Annotated in this window: 16 protein-coding genes; 7 read left to right on the top strand and 9 right to left on the bottom strand. The window is 34.2% G+C overall.

What is annotated here, in order from left to right; translation table 11 throughout:
• The first annotated feature begins 149 nt into the window (after positions 1–149).
• Genes BM246_RS08095 through BM246_RS08085 form a run of 3 tightly spaced genes read left to right on the top strand, consistent with a single transcriptional unit; the run spans position 150 to position 2,643 of the window.
• Positions 150–1,208 carry a 3-oxoacyl-ACP synthase III family protein gene (locus BM246_RS08095; RefSeq protein ID WP_074937032.1) on the top strand — a complete coding sequence of 353 codons (1,059 nt, stop codon included), beginning with the start codon at positions 150–152 and terminating at the stop codon, positions 1,206–1,208.
• A 2-nt stretch (positions 1,209–1,210) separates the two neighbouring features.
• Entirely contained in the window at positions 1,211–1,732 is a 522-nt protein-coding gene (locus BM246_RS08090; protein WP_074937030.1) for a methyltransferase, read from the top strand.
• Positions 1,733–1,791: 59 nt separating this feature from the next.
• Positions 1,792–2,643 (top strand): glycosyltransferase family 2 protein, encoded by an 852-nt coding sequence (locus BM246_RS08085; RefSeq protein WP_074937028.1) that lies wholly within the window; start codon positions 1,792–1,794, stop codon positions 2,641–2,643.
• 111 nt (positions 2,644–2,754) lie between these two features.
• Here the strand turns inward: BM246_RS08085 and BM246_RS08080 are convergent, their stop codons facing one another.
• The gene (locus BM246_RS08080; RefSeq protein WP_074937026.1) at positions 2,755–3,972 is read right to left on the bottom strand and encodes a BaiN/RdsA family NAD(P)/FAD-dependent oxidoreductase; all 1,218 of its coding nucleotides are present in this window, start codon (positions 3,970–3,972) and stop codon (positions 2,755–2,757) included.
• A 47-nt stretch (positions 3,973–4,019) separates the two neighbouring features.
• Between BM246_RS08080 and BM246_RS08075 the strand changes: the two genes are divergently transcribed.
• Positions 4,020–4,865, top strand: coding sequence for a hypothetical protein (locus BM246_RS08075; RefSeq protein ID WP_074937022.1), 846 nt, complete (start codon positions 4,020–4,022; stop codon positions 4,863–4,865).
• Between the two features lie 3 nt (positions 4,866–4,868).
• On the opposite strand, the gene BM246_RS08070 is transcribed toward BM246_RS08075, so the two are convergent.
• The 7 genes from BM246_RS08070 to msrB all read right to left on the bottom strand — a co-directional run bounded on the left by BM246_RS08070 (position 4,869) and on the right by msrB (position 14,103).
• Entirely contained in the window at positions 4,869–8,573 is a 3,705-nt protein-coding gene (locus tag BM246_RS08070) for a metallophosphoesterase (RefSeq protein WP_074937020.1), read from the bottom strand.
• A 124-nt stretch (positions 8,574–8,697) separates the two neighbouring features.
• Complete coding sequence (locus tag BM246_RS08065) at positions 8,698–9,921, bottom strand: bifunctional alpha/beta hydrolase/OsmC family protein (protein ID WP_042496620.1); 1,224 nt, start codon at positions 9,919–9,921, stop codon at positions 8,698–8,700.
• A gap of 40 nt (positions 9,922–9,961) precedes the next feature.
• Entirely contained in the window at positions 9,962–10,456 is a 495-nt protein-coding gene (locus BM246_RS08060; protein WP_042496619.1) for a peptide-methionine (S)-S-oxide reductase, read from the bottom strand.
• A 5-nt stretch (positions 10,457–10,461) separates the two neighbouring features.
• Positions 10,462–11,406: an aldo/keto reductase gene (locus BM246_RS08055; protein WP_074937017.1), complete on the bottom strand. Its 945-nt coding sequence runs from the start codon at positions 11,404–11,406 to the stop codon at positions 10,462–10,464.
• Positions 11,407–11,433: 27 nt separating this feature from the next.
• Entirely contained in the window at positions 11,434–12,996 is a 1,563-nt protein-coding gene (locus BM246_RS08050; RefSeq protein WP_074937015.1) for a protein adenylyltransferase SelO, read from the bottom strand.
• 64 nt (positions 12,997–13,060) lie between these two features.
• Positions 13,061–13,603 (bottom strand): peptide-methionine (S)-S-oxide reductase MsrA, encoded by a 543-nt coding sequence (msrA, locus tag BM246_RS08045; protein ID WP_042496614.1) that lies wholly within the window; start codon positions 13,601–13,603, stop codon positions 13,061–13,063.
• A gap of 53 nt (positions 13,604–13,656) precedes the next feature.
• Entirely contained in the window at positions 13,657–14,103 is a 447-nt protein-coding gene (gene msrB / locus BM246_RS08040) for a peptide-methionine (R)-S-oxide reductase MsrB (protein ID WP_074937013.1), read from the bottom strand.
• A 209-nt stretch (positions 14,104–14,312) separates the two neighbouring features.
• Here msrB and BM246_RS08035 point away from each other — a divergent pair, with 209 nt between their 5' ends.
• The 3 genes from BM246_RS08035 (at position 14,313) to BM246_RS08025 (ending at position 19,234) form a co-directional block, all read left to right on the top strand.
• The gene (locus BM246_RS08035) at positions 14,313–15,509 is read left to right on the top strand and encodes a Pycsar system effector family protein (RefSeq protein ID WP_042502606.1); all 1,197 of its coding nucleotides are present in this window, start codon (positions 14,313–14,315) and stop codon (positions 15,507–15,509) included.
• A gap of 144 nt (positions 15,510–15,653) precedes the next feature.
• Entirely contained in the window at positions 15,654–18,050 is a 2,397-nt protein-coding gene (locus tag BM246_RS08030) for a TonB-dependent receptor (protein WP_074937011.1), read from the top strand.
• 50 nt (positions 18,051–18,100) lie between these two features.
• The gene (locus BM246_RS08025) at positions 18,101–19,234 is read left to right on the top strand and encodes a PepSY-associated TM helix domain-containing protein (protein WP_074937009.1); all 1,134 of its coding nucleotides are present in this window, start codon (positions 18,101–18,103) and stop codon (positions 19,232–19,234) included.
• 17 nt (positions 19,235–19,251) lie between these two features.
• Here BM246_RS08025 and BM246_RS08020 read toward each other — a convergent pair whose 3' ends face one another.
• Positions 19,252–21,624 carry a hypothetical protein gene (locus BM246_RS08020; RefSeq protein ID WP_042502604.1) on the bottom strand — a complete coding sequence of 791 codons (2,373 nt, stop codon included), beginning with the start codon at positions 21,622–21,624 and terminating at the stop codon, positions 19,252–19,254.
• Between the last annotated feature and the right edge of the window lie 252 nt (positions 21,625–21,876).

Below are 21,876 nucleotides of genomic sequence, written 5' to 3'. Positions count from 1 at the left end.
GAATTAACTCAAAATTGAATAACATTTTTTGGCTTTATATAACTAAAAAAAATACGCAAGCCTTAAAACTACTGCGTATTTTTCTAAAGAAATGGAGATGTAAAGAGGACTTCTTATTGCAGTCCTTTTCAATTAAGAATTAGTAACATATGAATATTAAAATCACCGGAACAGGAAGCTATATTCCTGATAATGTTGAAAAAAACGAAAATTTTCACAGTAACGAATTTTTAAATAGTGATGGCACCGTTATAAACGCTCCAAACGAAGTTATCGTTAGGAAATTTAAAGCCATTACAGGTATAGACGAACGTCGTTATGCAAAAAGTCACTTAAACACATCAGACCTAGCTTCTTTCGCGGCCGAAAAAGCCATTGAAAGCGCTAAAATTAATCGAGAAGATCTAGACTATATTATCGTCGCTCATAATTACGGCGATGTCCGTCATGATAGTATCCAGAGTGATACCGTACCAAGTATGGCCTCTCGTGTTAAACATTTATTACGCATAAAAAGCCCAAACTGTGTTGCCTACGATTTACTTTTTGGTTGCCCAGGCTGGATACAAGGTGTTATACAAGCTCATGCTTTTATTACAGCTGGTATTGCTAAAAAATGTTTAGTTATTGGCGCAGAAACTTTATCTAGAATTCTAGATCCGCACGATCGTGACTCTATGATTTACGGTGATGGAGCTGGAGCTGTTGTTATTGAAGCTACCACAGAAGAAGGTGGTATTATCAATCATAAATCTGCTACATATTCTTTAGACGAAGCACATTACATTTATTTTGGAGAAACCAATAACCCTGAAATAAAAGAAGATCGTCGCTATATAAAAATGTATGGTCGTAAAATTTACGAATTTGCATTAACAAACGTGCCACTAGCCATGAAATCGTGTTTAAATGAAGCTGGTATAGACATAAAAGATGTAAAAAAAATACTTATACACCAGGCCAACGAGAAAATGGACGAGGCAATTGTAAAACGCTTCTACAAACTCTATAATTTAGAGATGCCAGAAGGTGTTATGCCAATGTCTATAGCTAAATTAGGGAATTCTAGTGTGGCTACTGTACCTACATTATTCGATATTATCTTAAAAGGCCAATTGGAAAATCAAGAAATTAATAAAGGTGATATCATTCTTTTTGCTAGTGTTGGTGCTGGCATGAATATTAATGCTATTGTTTATAAACATTAAAAATGTACGAAAACAGTTTTCCTAATAAACGTTTTAAACATACTATAGAGTTCTTAAAAAAACATGTTTCAAACTCCGAAACTATTTTAGATTTAGGCGTTGTAAACCCGTTTACTAAAATAATGGAAGAGCATGGTTTTTCAGTAGAAAACACCAAAGGAGAAGATTTAGATGAAGACACCTCAACCATTACAAACACAGAAGCTAGCGTTGTAACTGCTTTCGAAATTTTCGAACATTTACTTTCTCCTTACACGGCTTTAAAAGCTATTAAAGGTGATAAACTAGTAGCGAGCGTACCATTAAAATTGTGGTTTTCTTCAGCATACAGAAGTAAAACAGATATGCTCGACCGTCATTACCACGAGTTTGAAGATTGGCAATTCGATTGGCTTTTGGAGAAAGCCGGTTGGAAAATTATAGATCGTAAAAAATGGACAAACCCACCTAAAAAAATAGGAATCCGCCCTATTTTAAGACGATTTACACCGCGTTACTATATTGTTTATGCTGAAAGAATTTAGGCTATTCCATTCTAAATCGAAATAAATAAGTTTAACTTTGAATCTTAAATTTTAAACGGTTGAACATCCATATAATAATCCCTGCGCACAACGAAGAAAGCTCTATCGGGCTCACTTTAGAATCTTTAGTAACTCAAACTCTGTTACCAAAACGCGTAGTGATTGTTAATGATAACTCAACTGATAATACAGGAAATATTGTTAGCGCTTACGCGGAAAAATATCCGTTTATTACTTTAGTAAACAATCAATCTTCCGAAGCACATTTACCAGGCTCTAAAATTATAAATGCTTTTTATAAAGGTTTTGAAGTTTTAGATGAACATTACGATATCATTTGTAAATTTGATGCCGATTTAATTTTTCCTGAGAACTATTTAGAACAAATTTCTACGCATTTTAAAGCGAACACCAAACTTGGTATGGCAGCTGGATTTTGTTACATAGAAAAAAATAACGATTGGGTTTTAGAAAACTTAACCAATAAAGACCATATTCGCGGCGCTTTAAAAGCTTATCGAAAATCTTGTTTCTTACAAATAGGGAAACTAAAACCATCTATGGGTTGGGATACCGTTGATGAGTTACTTGCTAAATATTATGGTTGGGAACTTGTAACTGATGAATCTCTGCATGTAAAACATCTAAAACCTACAGGAATTAGCTATAACAAAGCTTCCAAATATCTCCAAGGCGAAGCCATGTACAAAATGCGTTATGGTTTTACAATTACTTTAATTTCCGCAGTAAAACTTGCTTACAAAAAAGGAAGTTTCGCTTTATTTAAAGATTATATGTCAGGCTATTTTAAAGCTAAAAAAGAAGACATTACACCTTTAGTTTCCGTTGAAGAAGGTGAGTTTATTCGAAATCTACGCTGGAAAGGTATTTTGAGTAAGTTCAAGAAATAAGTTTTCAAAATCTACCAAGCTAACTCAATTTATCCGCCTCATTTCGACCATAGGAGAAATCACATCATCCTTTCCGAAAACTATACACGCTCGCAAAACAATGCGTTATTTCTAACCCAAACCAGTTATCGCCTTAGACACAATAAAACCACTTGTCCAAGCATTCTGAAAATTAAAACCACCAGTTACAGCATCAATATTTAAAACTTCCCCAGCAAAATAAAGGTTTTCGTGTTTCTTACTTTCAAAAGTTTTAAAGTTCACTTCTTTTAAGTTTACACCACCTGCCGTTACAAATTCCTCTTTAAACGTACTTTTTCCATCTACATGAAATATAGCGGCAGTAAGCTGGCCAGCCAAAGCTTCTAATTGTATTTTATTTAAATCTGCCCAACGCGTATCTTCAGTCATTTGAGATGCTAAAACTAATTTATGCCAAAGGCGTTTTGGTAAATCGAACTGTGTAGATTTAAATACGGTTTTCTTGGCTAAATCGAGTTTTAAGGTTTTTAAAGCATCCATGCAAGTATCAAAATCCTGACGAATAAAATTAACTTCAATAGCAAACTTATAATCTCTTTTAGCTAATTCTATAGCTCCAAAGGCCGACAACTTTAAAATTGCAGGCGCACTCATACCCCAATGCGTAATAAGCAACGGACCTTCACTCCACAAATTAGTATCTACAACGGTTACCTCAACGTTTAAAGCGACAACACCAGGAATATCGATAATACGGTCGTCCTTAATATTAAACGTAAACAGCGACGGCACAGGCTGTGCAACCGTATGACCTAGACTTTCTAAAAGTTTCCAAATTTTAGGATTACTTCCTGTTGCAATCACAATTTTTTCAGCTGAAAAATCACCTTGTGTTGTTTCTATTTTATAATGAGCTTCTAAATGCTTTATTGATTTTACAGCGTGATTCTTTAAAACCTCTACACCCTGCTTTTCAGCTTCACCTAAAAAACAATCGATAATGGTTTGCGAAGAATTGCTTTCAGGAAACATACGTCCATCATCTTCAATTTTAAGAGGCACACCTCTGTTTTCAAACCACTCTATGGTGTCTCCTGTCATAAATTGATGAAAAGGACCTCGTAATTCTTTTTCGCCACGCGGATAGTTTTTCACTAATTCCTGGGGCATAAACTCAGCATGCGTCACATTACAGCGTCCACCACCAGAGACCTTAACCTTGGTTAACACTTCGCTACCGCGCTCTAAAACAGCCACTTTTAAATCCGGATTTTGTTCCGCAATATTAATAGCACTAAAAAAACCCGCAGCGCCTCCGCCAATAATTATAACATTGTATTCCTTCATAAGTTTAAAAAACTCAGTAAATTTACCATTTAAATTTTAAAGCTCAGATGAACAAACTTATAATATCATTATTAATCTTTAGTGCAGGTTGCCAAAACAAGAATATTAAATTTCTAGGGGAGTTATCAAAATCTTTAGATGAAGTTTCTGGAGCAGAAACCACAGTAAACTCAGACTATATCTGGATGCTTAACGACGGCGGAAATTCACCAAAACTTTACGGGGTTTCAGCCAAAGGCAATATTAAAGAAGAAATAAAAATAGATGCAAAAAACCATGACTGGGAAGATTTAACCTCTGATGAAGAAGGCAATCTTTACATTGGTGATTTTGGAAATAACGATAGTAAACGTAAAAACTTAGCAATTCTAAAAGTCAAAAAAACAGCGCTGAATGATAAAGGAAAGGTTGATATCGATCGTATTTCATTCTCTTATCCCAACCAAGAAAAATTTCCTCCTAAAAACAAAAATTTATATTTTGATTGCGAAGCTTTTTTCTATCATAACAACAACTTTTACCTCTTTACTAAAAGCCGCGTAAAAAACGATTTTGGAAAAACATCGCTTTATAAAGTTTCTGCAAAAAAAGGCAAACATGTTGCTGAACTTTTAGGCACATTTAATACTTGCAGCGATATGGATTGCTGGATTACATCAGCAGATATTAGTAACGACGGAAAGTCTATCGTGTTGTTAAGCCCAAAATCTGTATGGGTATTTACAGACTTTAAAGGCGACGATTTTTTTAACGGAACTTCCAAAGAAATTCCGCTTGACGGCCGCGTATCTCAAAAAGAGAGTATTTGCTTTAAAGACAATAACACGCTATACATTACCGACGAAAAAGCACATGGAAGCGACGGTAATTTATATGAATTTAGCTTAAACTAATATTTAGAAACCAAAACCAACTTTAAAAGCGAAACGTAAACCATCGTTACTATTAAAGGCCGATAAATTTAACGTCATAATATTGGCAGCATTTGCAAACACACCGCCACCAACAGAAGTGTTCCATCTGTTAGAATTAAAGGCGGTATTGTTGTCTAGAGCTAGATTATCATCAATCCACACACGACCATAATCGAAACCTCCATAAACCCCAATGTGTAGCGGCAATAAACTAGTACGAAGCTTAGTTAAGTTTAAACGTAAATCTGTACTTTGATAGAATGCGTTTTTACCAGAAAACCTTTCATTTCTATAACCTCGTAACCCATTATCTCCACCTAAACTTGCTGCTTGATAAAACTCAAAATCGTCACCAAAAATAAGATGCGCTTTTAATTGTGTAGCTAAAACCAATTGTCCGCTAGGAATTAATTTATAATCGAAACCAAGTCCTGGAATTAAATATCCAAAACCTCTAGAAGCTTCTATATTTGTTTTATAACCTGCTTGTAAACTTGTTTGCATTCCCATGGTTGGAAAGGCCTCATTATCTTTATTCTGAAAAGTATATAAGGCATCTACTCCAGCAAATTGCTTATGGTTATCAGCGCCATTCTCAACATAAAATGTATTGATAAATCGATCTGTAGACTCCTCTACCTCTATAGCCTCGTAACTTAGGCTTACTTTAAAATGACCACCCATTTTACCTCGCCAGTTTAAAGAAGGCGCAAAAGAGAGCGTACTATACTTTACACGGTTATAATCTAAGCCAAAGGCATCCTCATTATCGATGTTTAAATTTGGTGTACTATTACCGTAACCAAAGAAGTTAACAGCATAATTAGGGCTTGTAAATTTAGCATTTACACCTAAATTCCATTTCCCTACTACATTAGAAAACTCGCCTGTATATTCAAAATCAAAACCACTAGTTGCAAAATAATACGACGCTCCAATGCTGTGTTGAGAACTAAAAGGATTACTCTCAAAACCGTAGTGCGTTAAGGTATTTAAAAAACCAATTTTTAAACCATCGTCGGGATTCGCTCCTATAACTGGCACAAATTGATTGGTGCTACTTTTAAGCCTAGCGAAATCGTACACATTCGTGTCATAATCATCGGTTAATTTATCTTTACCGTTGTTTAACTTAATGGTGTTTTTCTTAGATTTATAATCGTAAAAAACAACTTTCTTACCATTTTCAATATTATAAGTATCGTTGTTTTGCCCACCAATTAAACGCACTTTAATTAAGTGATCGCCTTCTCCAAAAGCATGAAATTCATCTTCATCATCTAAACCATAAATCCAAATTTCTTTAGTATCGTCTTTAGAATATGTTTTATCAAAAATTACAATACCCTTTTCACCGTTTTTAATTCTACTAGCAGTTAATCTTGTTTCACCGTTAGGTAATCTTTCAATTTCAAATAAATCATCTTTATCAGTTCCGGTAACAACCGCACACTCATTAAGCAACTTGTAATACTCAATACCAAAAGTTGGTAAATTTTTAATACGCTCTAAAAGCACTCGTTTCATTTCGGTAACCGTTTCACCTTGTACTTCCTTAGGGAAATGCGTAAAAGCATCATCAATAACGGCTTCTGTTAAATTATTTTGGATGAATTTAATTTGCTCCTCCCATTGCGTTTTACTTGTTTGGTTTAAGAAAGTCATATCTAAAGAATATGGACTGAAGTTGAAACCTTTTATATTTCTAATATCATCAGTAAAACCTTCCATTAATTTTAATGAAGGAATAATTCTAGTAGCCACTTGCATTAATCCGCCATCACCCATTATAGAAAAGGCCTGATCTCGATCTCTCGGAATAGGCTTATAAATAACTTCTCCTGTTTCTTTATTTTCAAATTCTGCCCAACGCCATTGGTCTCTATGTCTATCCCAATCGCCAATAACCATATCGAATAAACGTGCTCTTAAATATGATGCTTCATCTACTTTATACTTTTCGTCTTTTCGAAGTTTTTTCATTAAGTCGTCGGTACTTTCAATTTTATTCGCAAAACCAAAACTTGCAACATCTCCATGACCGTCGGATACATGTTCTTCAATCATGTACAACTCATCACCAAAATCATCATTAAAACCAATTAAAGCCTTTTGCTTAGGCACGTAATAAATAGTTGGATTGGTATGAAACAAATCAATAGCATCAGACAATGTTCCTGTTACAAAAGGCGCATAAGGATGCGACCCTGTGTAAAAATCTAATAGAACACTCTCGGTTACCGTATCGTCAAACTCATCAGCGATATATTGATCTTTAAAAGCCATGGCTTGTAGATAAACTGTAGCACTTTTTCTAAGCGCACGCATAACGTAGCGTTTGCCCGTTTTATCTTTTAACTGAAGTGATTTTGATTGGTGCCCGCCACCTTTTCTAGATGGTGTTAATCCACCAAACATAGTGTCTAAATTTACTACAGGTGCTTCTATTTTTGTGCCATAGAACTCACGATAACGATCGCCCCAAATAGCTTTATGGAAACCACTTTTATCAACTTCTTCGTCACTATAAATCGATGCTTTTTTCGTTTTTATAAATGAATCTTCGAAGGCAGACTCATCTATTTTTTTATCTGGACCATGAACTTCGGTTTGAAAAACAACTTTATTTTCTTCAGCTGAATAAAATCTAACAAACGACGAGCCATCTTTAAAGATATCTAACCTCGCATAACCAGGAACACTAGCCGAAAATGCATCTACAACATTATGAGTAGGTGTAGATTTAGAACCTGCACCACTTACTATTTGTGCTAAATTATACTTTTCGAAATATTGCAAATTATGCTCGTGACCAGAAACCAATATAACCTTATCATTCTCTTGCGCTAAGGTTACTACACGTTTCTGTAACTCGTTGTATCTTTTATTTTGAATATCCTCTGGCGATATACCTATAGTTTCTCGTAATACATTTTTTAATGTTCCCAAAATTGGTAATGGCTGCATATGCGATTTAAAATCGTACTCACCACCGTGTAAACCATTAGTAAACATTGGGTGATGCATGGCGATTATAGTCGATTTCCCGCGAGCCTTTTTTATTAAGCTTTCCAACTCTTCAAAAAATCGCGTACGCGTTTTTATTTCGCAATCATCATTAATTGTCGGGTGTTTATCCCAATTAGCCAAATACCATTCGGTATCAATAATAATCATTTCAACCTCATCAGAAATCTCTACCTTTTCAATAGGGCAGCCATCTTCTGGTAAAAACGTGTTTTTCCCTAAGGCATCTTCGATATACTTTTCTTGACGCTTTAACCCTTTTAATCCGTTGCTATACCAATCGTGATTTCCAGGAATAAAAATAGTTTCACCTTTAAAACCTTTAACGGCTTCGGTCTGAATTTTTAATTGATATTCAGCAAACTCGCGGCCTTTATCTCCGCTTTTAGGCAAGCCTCTAGGATACACATTATCACCCAAAAACAATACAGTACTTTGCTCGGAAGCTTTATTAATTTCTTCTCTAAAGGCTTTTAATCCTGTAGACTCCGAACCTATTGGTGAATTTCCAGCATCGCCTACTAAATAAAACGAATAAATAATTTCCTTATTAGGAAACTTGGCATCGCTAAGATCATTAATTTGAGTTTTATAAGTTGCGCAAGCATTAATAAAAAACACTGAGAGGGATAATGTAATGTAGCGTAAAGTTTTAGTCATAATTAATGATATTAATTTCTGCAAAAATAATTGATTATAAAGAGAATCTCGTTGATATAACTTAAGAAAACCCTTTTTACTTTATTGTAATAAATGAAATACACCTATGTTTTATTAAAGGCACTTAGTCTTCGATTAATGTAGTATCAAAAACAACACCACCAGCCAAAGTTTTATGCACAGGGCAACGCGACGAAATTTCTTTTAATCGTGCTTTTTGCTTTTCATCTAAATCACCAATTAACTTTATTTTTTTAGTGATATGGTCTAAATACCCAGGTTTTTCTTGCTCTAAACCTAAATCGTCACTATGTTTTTTAGAATGTGTAACGTAAACAAAAACCTCTTGCAGATCCCATTTTTTACGTTCGGCATACATTTTTAATGTCATGGCCGTACAAGCAATCAAACCAGCATTTAAATATTCGTAAGGTGATGGTCCAAAATCGTCACCACCAACAGAAGCAGGCTCGTCAGCAATTAGGCTATGGTTTTTGGTTTGTATATTGGTTGTGAAATTGTCTTCCGTTAGGTTTAAATGCCCAACAAGTTGCTCGCCGTTGGTCTCTAACATATCATTTTCTTGAGGTTCAAAATAACGTTGCACCCAAGTTCCAATCATGTTGCCAGCATAATTACTATCGCTAGATTTTGAAAGTAAGTGGTCGGCATGATCTAAAGTTACAAAACTTTTAGGATGTTGCGCTTGGAGGTAAAGTTCTTCGGCATTTTTAATACCCACCACATTATCTGTTGGCGAATGCATAATTAGTAAAGGTTTGCGTAAATTTTTAACAACAGAAGGCAAATCTGTTTTTCCAAAATCTTCAACAAAATCATTATCAATTTTAAAAGGTCGTCCTCCAATGTTTACTTCAACTTCACCCTTTTCTTTAACATTATCTAAACCATGCGAGAATAAATGAGTAACATGCCCAACCGTGGATGGCGCCCCAATGGTAGCAACCGCTTTTACATTATCTAATTTAGCCGCTGCAGAAAGCACCGCTGCTCCACCTAAAGAATGCCCAACTAATAAAGATGGTGCTTCATAATTAGCAGCCATATATTCACTTACCGCTATTAAATCTTCTACATTTGCAGAAAAGTGACTATCCGCAAACTCTCCTTCACTTCTTCCTAAACCTGTAAAATCAAAACGAAGGACTCCAAAACCATAATTAGTTAAAGCTCTACTAATATTTTTTACCGCACTTAACGAACTTGTGCAAGTAAAACAGTGAGCAAAAATAGCGTAACGATTCGGTTTTTGGTTTGCAGGCAACTCTAACTGTGCTTGCAATGCTAAGCCTTTTTTATTCTGAATTTTTAGTTTAGTACTTTTCATGAATTTATTTTGAGTATCAGTCGTTTGAAAATCAAACTCCTTAATTTTTATTTAAATGTTTTGAAAATTTATTTACCAATAGCTTTAATTTCGGATTAATAAATTGTTTACAAAACGGTTTTTCAGGATTCTTTTTGTAATAATTTTGAATAGCCTCGCGTGACGCTTTGAATTCCGAAAAGGGTAAAACTTCAGTTATAATTTCTTCTTCAAAAGTATTTTTAAAGCCATTTAAAATATCGGTCGCCTTCTTTTTTTGTACTTCGGAAAAATAATAAATAGCCGATCGGTACTTATCTCGCATCGAGTGATTGCTTGTACTTTTATGTGTATGTAAATGAATTTCTATCAATACACTTAAGCCTATAACAGCTTCATTAAAATGAATAATTACGGCTTCGGAAAACGATGTATTCTCCTCCACAGAAGCGACATAACCTTGTTCGACTTTCGCAACACCTTTTAAAGCCTGAAAAACAGCTTCGGTACACCAATGGCAACCACCTCCTAAAGCTATTTTTGTATAGGTATTCATTTAAATTAGTTCCACTGCAACGCTTTGCGCTCTGCCCAATATTGAGTACCGTCTACCTTAAAACCAGAAAGTTCGTCTAATTCTAATTGAGATAATACAAACCCATTCATTTTTAAATTCTCTTGTATTTGTTCACTACTACTTGCTCCACTTAAAACCTTGCTCCCAGGAATAGTTTGCGCTACGTATTGCAAACAAATAGCATCTATTCCAACATCGTGCACTTGTGCTAAACGCTCTAACGCCATATACATATCATTATAATTCGGGTAATTTTTATTTCTAAAAACGCGCCCGTTAGCCAAAGCTTCTTTAATAACAATAGTTTTGTTTTCTTTCTGTAAAAGACTAGAAACCTCTTTTAAGCTTTGATCCAACAAATTATAAGTTACCTGAAAAATATCAAACAAATTCTCGCCATCTACTTTTACATCCAGTGCTTTTTTAATAACCTCAACTTGGTTTGCACCCGTTGTGCTAATACCCATTTTAATATGATGCGTATTTTTTAAGTAAGATAAATAATTTAAAACAGCTTCATTCTCCAAAACACCAGTTTCCAAAGTTGCTGAATGAATTTGATAGACTTTTAAGTATGGTAATAATTGTTTAGAAACCTGCCATTGTTCCTTTAACTTCTCTAAACTATGCTCCTTTACTTCATGAACTTTAGCATCGGGATTAAAGTTTGCAGTATATGTATAACCCCATTTTGTGGCTACTTTTATAGTATCATCAGTTTTTATTGCCAACCAATCTATAAGTAACTGCTCGGCTAAACCATAACCTGGCGCCGTATCAAAATACCGAACCCCCGATTGATAAGCTTCTTCTAAAACAGAAAAACTTTCTTTTTTAAACATCTCTAAATTAGACGTATTTGTAGCATCTTGACGCACATTAATATATTGTGGCCTTCCTAAAGCTGCTGTTCCTAAACCTAATTGCATTTACTTTTTTTCTTTTAATTACTATTATTATGAACTACAAGACAACATGGAACATCCCACTTTATGGCGTGCCCATTCGGGTCTTTTTACAAACCATTTTTCATTTTCAGGTTGCTCGCTGTATGGTTTCTTTAGAAGATTAAACAATTCATCTATTAATTTATAATCGCCCTTATCAGCATCATCAATGGCTAACTGCGACATATAATTTCGTAAAACATACTTCGGATTTACAGCATTCATTTTGGTTTTTCGGACTTCAGAAGAAGCTGTTTCATCTTTTAAACGTTTGGCATAAGCCTCAAACCAAGCCTGCCATTTGGTTTCAATCTCACCTTCAACTTCATTTAAATGATAAAAAGCATCTTTAATGATTGAAATACCTTCGGAAGGATTTTCTTCTGAAAAGTCACTTAAATTCCTGAAAAAAATCGTCATATCCGTTTCTGTTAAATGAAGGTTTTCTTCTAATTGCTGAATTAAAATTTTATCATTTTCATCTTCTTCTTCAAACCCTAATTTATTACGCATCATGGCAAAAGATTGTTCATCAAACCCAGTTTGATATCCATCAAGAATAGCTTGCAACGGCTCTACATCTTCAATTAAAAGATAAAGTGCATTAGCGAGTTGGTATAAATTCCAAAGTCCCATATTAGGCTGGTTTCCGTAACGATATCTTTTATGTTGGCTATCTGTAGTGTTTGGTGTCCATCCATAATTAAAATCTTCTAACCAACCGTAAGGCCCGTAATCTATGGTTAAACCAAGAATAGACATATTATCGGTATTCATTACACCGTGTACAAAACCAACACGCTGCCAATCTACAATCATTTTTAGAGTGCGCTGTGCAACCTCATTAAAAAAAGCGATATAAGTTTCTTTTGAAGGTTTACCTAACTCAGGAAAAAAGTTAGAGATGGTATAATCTGTAAGTGTCTTTAAAGTTTCAGTATCGCCTCTAGCGGCTAATATTTGAAAACTTCCGAAACGTAAAAAACTAGGTGCAACACGTGAAACAATAGCTCCTTTTTCGTAAGCCGCATTACCATCATAAAGCATATCTCGCATAACCTGATCGCCAGATAATGCTAAAGACAATGCTCGCGTAGTTGGCACGCCTAAATGAAACATGGCCTCGCTGCACAAATACTCCCGAACAGAAGATCGCAGCACTGCCAAACCATCAGCCGTTCTAGAATATGGTGTTTCACCAGACCCTTTTAACTGTATGGCCCAATGTTTATTATTATGTTCTACTTCAAATAAATTAATAGCACGACCATCACCTAATTGACCTGCCCAATTACCAAATTGATGTCCACCATAGCACATAGCAAAAGGCTTTGTTTTTGGGTAAACTTCGTTACCTGTTATTACTTTTAAAAACGTATCGCTTTTAGCATCCGTATCTGTTAACCCTAAACTATCAAACATTTCGGGAGATACATGTAACAATTCTGGCTTTGCTGTTTGTTTTGGTGTTACAAACGAAAAGCATGCGTTTTCCACCTGTCGTCTTGTGTTTTCTAACTTCGGGTCGGCAGGTAATTGTTTAGTAAAAGTATCTTTTATATTCAGTTTCATGGTGTGCTCATTTTAACGCTTAATATAGAATCTATATTTTTCTTCAGTGTGTACTGAAAAGGCATTATTTTTTTAATTTATCGGCGTGTAGACTTCGTAATTTAGCCAATTTAGGAGTAATTACAAAACTGCAATACCCTTGTGTTTCATTATCTCTATAGTAATTCTGATGTTCCTTTTCAGCTTCAAAAAACTTAGGAAGCTCTGTTAATTCGGTAACTATCGAATCTTCAAAATAAGGATCCATTTCTTTTAAAACCACTTCTGCTAACTCCTTTTGCTCGTTATTATGATAATAAATTACCGAACGATACTGTGTCCCTCTATCTGCTCCTTGTCTGTTTAAAGTTGTAGGGTCGTGAGTGGTCATGAAAATAGTTAATAAATCTACATATGAAATTTCGTTAGCATCGAAAGTTAATTGGATTACCTCTGCATGCCCCGTTAAACCCGAACAAATTTCTCGATATGTTGGATGGCCAGGCACATTACCGCCTGCATAACCAGAAACGACTTTCTCTACACCTTTTACCTCCTGAAAAACGGCTTCTGTACACCAAAAGCAACCACCACCAAGTGTGGCTAATTGTATATTTTTGCTTTGCATTTATTTTAAATTTAAACCTGTTTAGTAAAAACTAAACAGGTGTTTTGTTACAACTATGCTTTTTCTAATTGCATAGATTCCGAATTTACACAATAGCGTAAACCACTAGGTTCGGGCCCATCGGGAAATATATGCCCTAAGTGTGCATCGCAAGTATTACACATAACCTCAACGCGAACCATACCATAAGTGGTATCACGCTCGTATTTAATAGCGTTTTCTTTTATAGGCTGTGTAAAACTCGGCCATCCCGTTCCCGAACTAAACTTTATTGTAGAATCAAAAAGAGGTGTATCGCAACACACGCAATTATATTTACCAGCATCATGAGCAGTACAAAGCGCTCCACTATGTGGGCTCTCGGTTCCTTTTAATCGTGTTACTCTAAATTGCTCAGGTGTTAATTGAGCCTTCCATTCAGTTTCCGTTTTTTCAACACGCTTATCTGGTGTTGGATTTCCGTTAACCGAAAAACTAATAATATCTTTCCAAGTTAGCATATTCTATTCCTTTCTTTTATTTAATTTATATACGCTTGATATAAAAATTTAGTCGAAAATTAGGCAAAAACCTTACTATTTCCGCAGATCACCTTAATATGAAAGCATTCACTAAATTTACGACAAATAATAGCGTTACTATAGTAATTATATTTTGATCTTTTAAAGTTTCGTACTTTTACTAAATAATCTTTTTACACGTTTTACATATGCTTATAGCTGAAGCTGAAAAATTTGTTATCAACCTTCTCAATGAAAAGTTAACTCCAGAGTTTACCTACCACAACATTCCGCATACGCAACTTGTTGTAAACAAAGCTACTGAATTAGCAGAATTGATAAAAATTGACGATAAACAAAAAGAATTACTCATCATAGCTGCCTGGTTTCACGATACCGGATATACTAAGGACAAAAACAACCACGAGGAAGCGAGCGTGCTAATAGCTAAAGAATTTCTTAAAGCCAAAGGCGTAAGCGAAGACGATATTGTTGCTGTATCTAATATTATTATGGCAACCAAAATGGGAGTTGTTCCTAGTACATTGCCTGAAAAAATTATAAAAGATGCCGATTGCGCACATATTGGAAGTAAAAATTACACCGATACTTCGGAATTACTTCGAAAAGAATGGGAACTTATTAGTGATTATAAAATATCCGAAAGCGATTGGCTAGAAGAAAACATTGATTTTTTAAGCACAAAACATCGTTTTTTCACAAATGAAGCTGCCGCAAACTGGGAAAAACGTAAAGGAAAAAACCTCGCTGGTTTAATTAATAGAAAGAAAAAAATTAAACTAGATACAGGTAAACTTGCTCAGAAAAAAGCCGAATTAAAGTTTAAAAAAGAAAAAATAGAATTACCAGAACGTGGTATCGAAACCATGTTTAGAGTGACCCTAAAAAATCATATTACCCTTAGTAATATTGCCGATACTAAAGCCAATATTTTACTATCTGTAAATGCTATTATTGTTTCTTTGGTGCTTTCTAATTTAGCTTCAAAACTAGACAAACCTTCTAACGATTATCTTATTACACCAACCATAATCTTTATATTGTTTACAGTGGCTTCCATTATTTTATCTATTATGGCTACGCGACCTAATGTAACTAGAGGAGAGTTTACCAAAGAAGATGTTGCCAATAAAAAAGTAAATTTATTATTCTTCGGAAATTTCCATAAAATGAGCCTTCAGGACTTTGAATGGGCCATGGGAGAAATGATGCAAGATCGAGACTACCTCTACTCATCAATGAAAAAAGATTTATACTTTTTAGGCTTGGTTTTAGATAAAAAATATAAAATACTCAGACTCACCTATACCGTTTTTATGGTAGGCATAATAGTTAGCGTTATAGCCTTTATTATTTCATTTTACTCTGCAGGAATACTCGTATAGTCTATTTCTTTAGTTAATTAAAGTGAAATAAGACCTTTCAACAATCTTATTTAGAATTAATACAAATAGCTTGGTTATATTCAACCTAGCACATATATTTGCACGAAAATATTAATTATTTATATTAAGTCTAAATAAAAACAAATGAAAACATCATTTACTTTAACTACCTTTTTGTTGCTTAGCATATTCACTTTTTCGCAATCTGGAACAATAAAAGGAACAATTAGCAACACAACTTCATCTCCTATTTTAGGAGTTAACACCATTATTAAAAACACCATAAAGGGTGCACAAACTGATGAAAATGGCGCATTCGAAATTTCGAATATTAGCGATGGCGATTATATACTATCCATATCATATTTAGGCTATAAAACTAAAGAGATACCTTTTTCAATAACCAACAATGGAACTTTAGATTTAGGTGACATTGTATTATACGAAGGAAATGAGCTTTTACAAGAAATTGTTTTAGACACAAAACGTAAAAACAAATTCGCAAGAAAACAAAGTGCCTATGTTTCTAAAATGCCTCTTAAAAACATTGAAAACTCTCAAGTTTACAGCACAATAACCAACCAATTACTAGTATCCCAGTCTGTTAATAATTTTGAAGATGCATTAAAGAATGCAGTAGGTGTAAACAAACTATGGTCGTCTACTGGACGAAGTGGTGATGGCGCAGGTTATTATTCAATCCGCGGATTTTCAGTACAACCACAATTGGTTAATGGTGTTGCTGGAATTACAAATGGTTTTATAAACCCATCCAACGTAGAACGTGTAGAGGTTATTAAAGGTCCATCTGCAACTTTATTTGGCAGTTCGATCACCTCATACGGTGGATTAATAAATATTGTAACCAAAAAACCTCATAGTGGTACAGGCGGAAGTATTTCTGTAGCCGGAGGTTCTTATGATTTTAGAAAATTAAACGCAGATGTTAATGTAAGCGCCAGCGACAAAGTCTCATTTCGTTTTAATGCAGGTTACCAAAAAGATAACAGTTTTCAAGACTATGGCTTTAAAAAATCGGTTTTTGTAGCGCCTTCAATTTCATATAAAGTAAATAATAAACTGACTTTGAATTTTGCTTATGAAGCTTCGGATAACGAGCAAACGAACCAAACTTTTTTATTCTTTAACAGAAGCGCACCTTTACTATTTAATACTGTTGAAGAATTAAATTACGACAGAGAAAAATCGTTAACCAATAACGATGTCGTTATTAAAAATATTACACAAAATTATAGAGGTGAGGCTGTTTATAAAATTTCAGACAACTGGTCTTCTCAATCTATTGTAGCCGGCGGTCTTGCCAAATCTAATGGGTTTTATACTTACTTATTCAATTCTGCAAACAGTCTTAACTTTGCTTTGTACGCACAAGATACTGATGCAAAAACAAGAACCATGAACCTACAACAAAATTTCACTGGAGATTTTAAAATAGGTGATTTACAAAACAAACTATTAATTGGAGTAGATTATTTAGAATCGACTATAATAGATCAGAGTTCAGGATGGGGCTATTTGCATAGCGTAAATGCGCAAGGCGATTTAATTTTCTCTGAACCAGAAGTAAATGCAGATAACTTAAAGGCTATTCTATCTAACTTAGATAGAAATAACATTGAAACTAAACAAAATGTGTTTGGTGCCTATATTTCTAACATTTTAAACATAACACCTAGCCTTTCGGCTATGGCAAGTTTACGTTACGACAGGTTTGAATATAAAGGTGATATAAACGATCCGTCGGATGATCATCAGGCTTATGATGAATCTACATTTTCACCTAAATTCGGAATTGTATTTCAGCCTATATTAAATCAACTTTCTGTATTTGCGAACTACCAAAACAGTTTTTCGTATATCAATCCAGAATTAACAGCTATTGATGATAACGATCCAACAGCTGGCACTCAGTTACAATCTTTCGATTTAGAACAAGCCAATCAATTAGAATTTGGTGTAAAGACCAATCTATTCAACAATAGATTAGAAGCTACCGTAAACTACTACAACATTACAGTAGACGATAAAGTTATGGGCTTTGGTGCTAGCAAACAACAAGATGGCACCGTAAAAAGTAACGGTATTGAACTAGAAGTAAACGCAAGCCCGGTAAATGGTTTAAACTTACGTGGTGGTTTTAGTTTTAATGATTCTGAAGTTACAAAATCAGCATCAAGATCAGATTTAATAGGCTTACGCCCTGCAGAAGCTGGGGCAGATATATTATATAACTTTTGGGGTGATTACCAATTTACTCAAGGATTTGCTAAAAACTTCGGTTTTGGAGCAGGTTTTAATGGTTCTAGCGACTACAATACCATGAACGATTACACAACCTCTGGCGGATTTACTTTACCAGCATACACGGTTTTTAACGCTTCAATTTATTATGAAAATGACATCTTTAGAATAAGTGTTAAAGGAAACAACATCACAGATGAAGAATACTACTCTGGCTGGAGCACCTTAACTCCGCAACAAAACAGAACATTCTTAGCCTCTTTCGATTACAAATTTTAACCATACACACACAAAGGCAACCCTAAAAAGTTGCCTTTTATTAAATAACTATGGCATTTAAAAAACACATATTAACGTTACATAAAATATTAGGGTTAGCTACCGGCATAGTCGTTTTTATAGTTTCCGTAACGGGTTGCTGCTGGGCATTTAGAACCGAAATTGAAAACCAGTATAACGATTACAAAAAAGTTACACCGCAAAGCCAGACTTTTTTAACACCAACGGAAGTTAAAAAAATTGCAGAAAAAATGTTTCCAAACAATACCATTCACGGGAGCGTATTTGGAAAAGCAGATGATGCTATTGAAGTTATTTTTTACGATGCAGAACCCGAATTTTATCAAAGTGTATTTCTAAACCCATATTCTGGTGCCATTATTCAAGTAGACGACCACCTTAGTGGTTTTTTTGCATTTATTTTAAAAGGGCATACGCGCGTATGGCTACCAAAGACTATCGGCGAGCAAGTAGTAGGCGCATCCATTTTGATATTTATTTTTATTATTATTTCTGGATTTATACTTTGGATTCCTAAAAAACGTAAAAACTTAAAACAGCGTTTAAAATTCGACTGGAAATCTACAACGCGATGGAAACGTAAAAACTTCGATTTACACACCGTAGTTGGTTTTTATATTTGTTCCCTAGCTCTAGTTTTAGCTTTTACGGGCTCTGTAATGTCTTATAATTGGTTAAAATATGTAGTCTACATATCTACAGGAGGCGACAAAGTTCCGGCATTTATAATACCCGAAAACACAAGTGGTTTAGCCAATAACGATGCTGATGTATTACCTATTGATCAATTAATTGTGAAACTTAGAAAAGAATCGCCAGAAGCAGAAAATTTTGAGTTGCATTACCCAAAAACCGATTCTTCTAGTGTTTATGTTGAAGTATCAAACAGTAACGATTTATTTTACGATTCTGATTTTAGATTTTTCGATCAAAATACTTTAGAAGAAATAGAAACTCCTGCTATTTTCGGAAAATACGTTGATGCCAAAGTCCCTGATAAAATTCTTCGTATGAATTATGACATCCACATAGGAGCAATTGGAGGTATTGTTGGAAAAATAATTGCTTTTATAATAAGTTTACTCACCGCAAGCTTACCCGTTACAGGTGCACTTTTATGGTATGGCAGACATTATAAAAAGAGTAAAACCACCACAGTATAATATTAAAATGAAGGAAGTTAAGCTTTAATTTCCTTCATTAAATCGTTGTAAGTATAGAACGCTTTATCTTTTTCACTTCTATGATAAAGTATGCTTACACGAATGGCTTTTAAACCTGTTACGGACTGTAAATCTTCAAGTTCTACAATTTCCTCATCGGTATCTACATAATGTTTTGCTTGCAAGAATTTAATATATCTTAAATACTCCAATTCATCTTGCTTTTGAGAATACACAATACTGATTTTCCCTTTTTGCGTAACACGCTCAGAGGTTCCTTTTATAAAAGCTTTATCTACACGTTTTTTAACAATTTCGTATCTCGCATTGTATGTACCGTCTACATCAAACTGTTTTTCGTCCATTCGAAAACTAATTGTTAACGGCTGACTAAAAACTAAAACCATAGAAGCAACGTCTAAAGCTACTGGGAATTTATGCTGTTTTTGATAGAAATCATTTTCCATTTCGCACATTACTTGCAATTGCCACAAGCGTAAATTGTATAAATAAATAGGGTTGAAAGAATCCTCTTTGGTTATAGATTCTCCAATATACATATTGTGCTCTACGCCGTCCGTTTTAAAACGCTCGAAATAATGCGGATACATACGTTGTGCATCTTTTTGCTTTTTATCAAGCAAAGATGCCATGTCTTTATTTATTAAAGTTACCGTATTATCATATTGTTTACGGTGGTTATAAAGCATCCCTAACTTATCATCGAGTGTTTCAAAATACAGGTCTAAATGCGGTTTCAATTCATCTATAACATACAAATGCTTTAAAGCAGAATCAATATCATTTTTGAAAAACGTTGATATTTGTTGTTCACTATCTACTTGAAAATGTACATTTAAAGCAAGTAAAAATTCATCAATCTGAAAAATAAACTGATCGTAAATTGGTAAAGGCTCTATTTTTACTGCATACTCAAAAATAGTTTTAGCAGCACTTAATTGTAAAGCTAAATCTTGTTTTGTAGCTTCATTTCTAGCTTCTGAAGAACCTTTAATATCTATTTGACCGTAAAGTGGATAAATATTTTCGAAAGCTATCTTTTTAAAAGCGGCTTGTTCTCCAAGCATCTCCGATTTTATAAAGTTCTTAGCTTCTTTTACAAATCTCCAATGCACACTAGGGTGAATTGAAGTACATTCTTTTTGAATTATAGCTTCAATTAAATTAGCTTCCTCTTCTATATTACGTTCTGCAGCAGACACAATATAAGGCAACACATCTTCTAATTTATTTGCATTAACACTGTTTAAAACTTGTTTTTTTGTAGAAACAATTTCGATAATACCCATAAGACCTTTATCATTTGCAATGGGTGCAAAAATGGCACTTTTAACACCTTGCTCATGTAAACTTGCAATGTGTGGAGCTTTGCCTTGTGATAACTCGAACATTTTATCGACATCGGATACCGAAAAATGTTTGTATTCTTTTAGTAGTTTATCATAAGACCATTTACATAGAGCGTTAGTACATTGTTTCGTGGTTTTCTTACCAAGTAAATAACTGTGCATACCAGAACCGTATATGCGCTCAAAAACATCTTCTTCTTTATTATAGATAGAAAAACCAACTTTTAAATCCTTAATTCCGAAAAGCGAACTAAAAATATCTTGAAAACCTTCAACAAAACTATTTTGTTTCCGTTTGTCTTTACTAATCAAACTCGATTTTATATTCGATATAGATTGATCGTCTGTAACATCAAAAATATTAGAAATAACAAATCCTTTGAACGTATAGCTATTTGGTGGAAATTTCTCTTTCCACAGTGCTATGTTGTCAAAATTATCGAGTAACTCATCGTAATCGGCTTGCGTTATTTTTGGAGCATTTTCACCAGGGGTTATTTCGCAAAAATCGGCATTATAAAGTATTTTGTAATAACGCATAATACCATTAACATCAGGTATTTCGTAATAAAACGGACGCTTAAAATTGATATTAAACCCGTGACAAAAACCTAAAATAATGGTACAAGCTCCAACATAAATATCATCATGCGGCATGTTCTTCATTTGAAGTTGAAACCCATCACCAGCTGTTTTTATTATGTTTTTAAATCGCTCCGAGGCATTAAAAATCACGTCATTGAAAGGAGCCGAAGCTGTTTTAATTTCGTTGTGCGTTAGTAACGGACTAAACGTATCTTGAAGAATAAACGCAATCTCTTTTTCTCTTTCTTTAATAGACGAAACTCTACTAAAACCATCGCGTAACTCAGGATATTGCTTAGCAACATCCAAAACCCCATTGGCCTTACTTGCCAAAAAAGGATCAGTGCTCAATGCCAAAGTTTCATATTGTTTTAACAATTTATTGAAACTTATCTTTACGTTTAAAGGCGATTCTATGTTATCGTTTATATCCATTTACTTTTACTACTTCGAATGCAAAGTTACAAATTAATTGATTTGGTCGTCTATTATACCCTTTACTAACGTTATTTAACGATATACGACGTTCTAAAGAGTTTTTCAACTCTAAAAAAGACACTCTATAGCATAGAAAAACGCTTCATTTTTTTTTCAAAATTCACTTAACATGAACTTTTCAAAAAAACTAAAGCGTTTTTACATATTGACATTAAACTTTTAAACGGAGTGTGTTTAAAAGCCTTGATT

Source organism: Algibacter lectus, from assembly GCF_900112395.1.
In the GTDB taxonomy this organism is placed as follows: Bacteria; Bacteroidota; Bacteroidia; order Flavobacteriales; family Flavobacteriaceae; genus Algibacter; species Algibacter lectus.
This window is presented reverse-complemented; position numbering and strand designations above follow the sequence as displayed.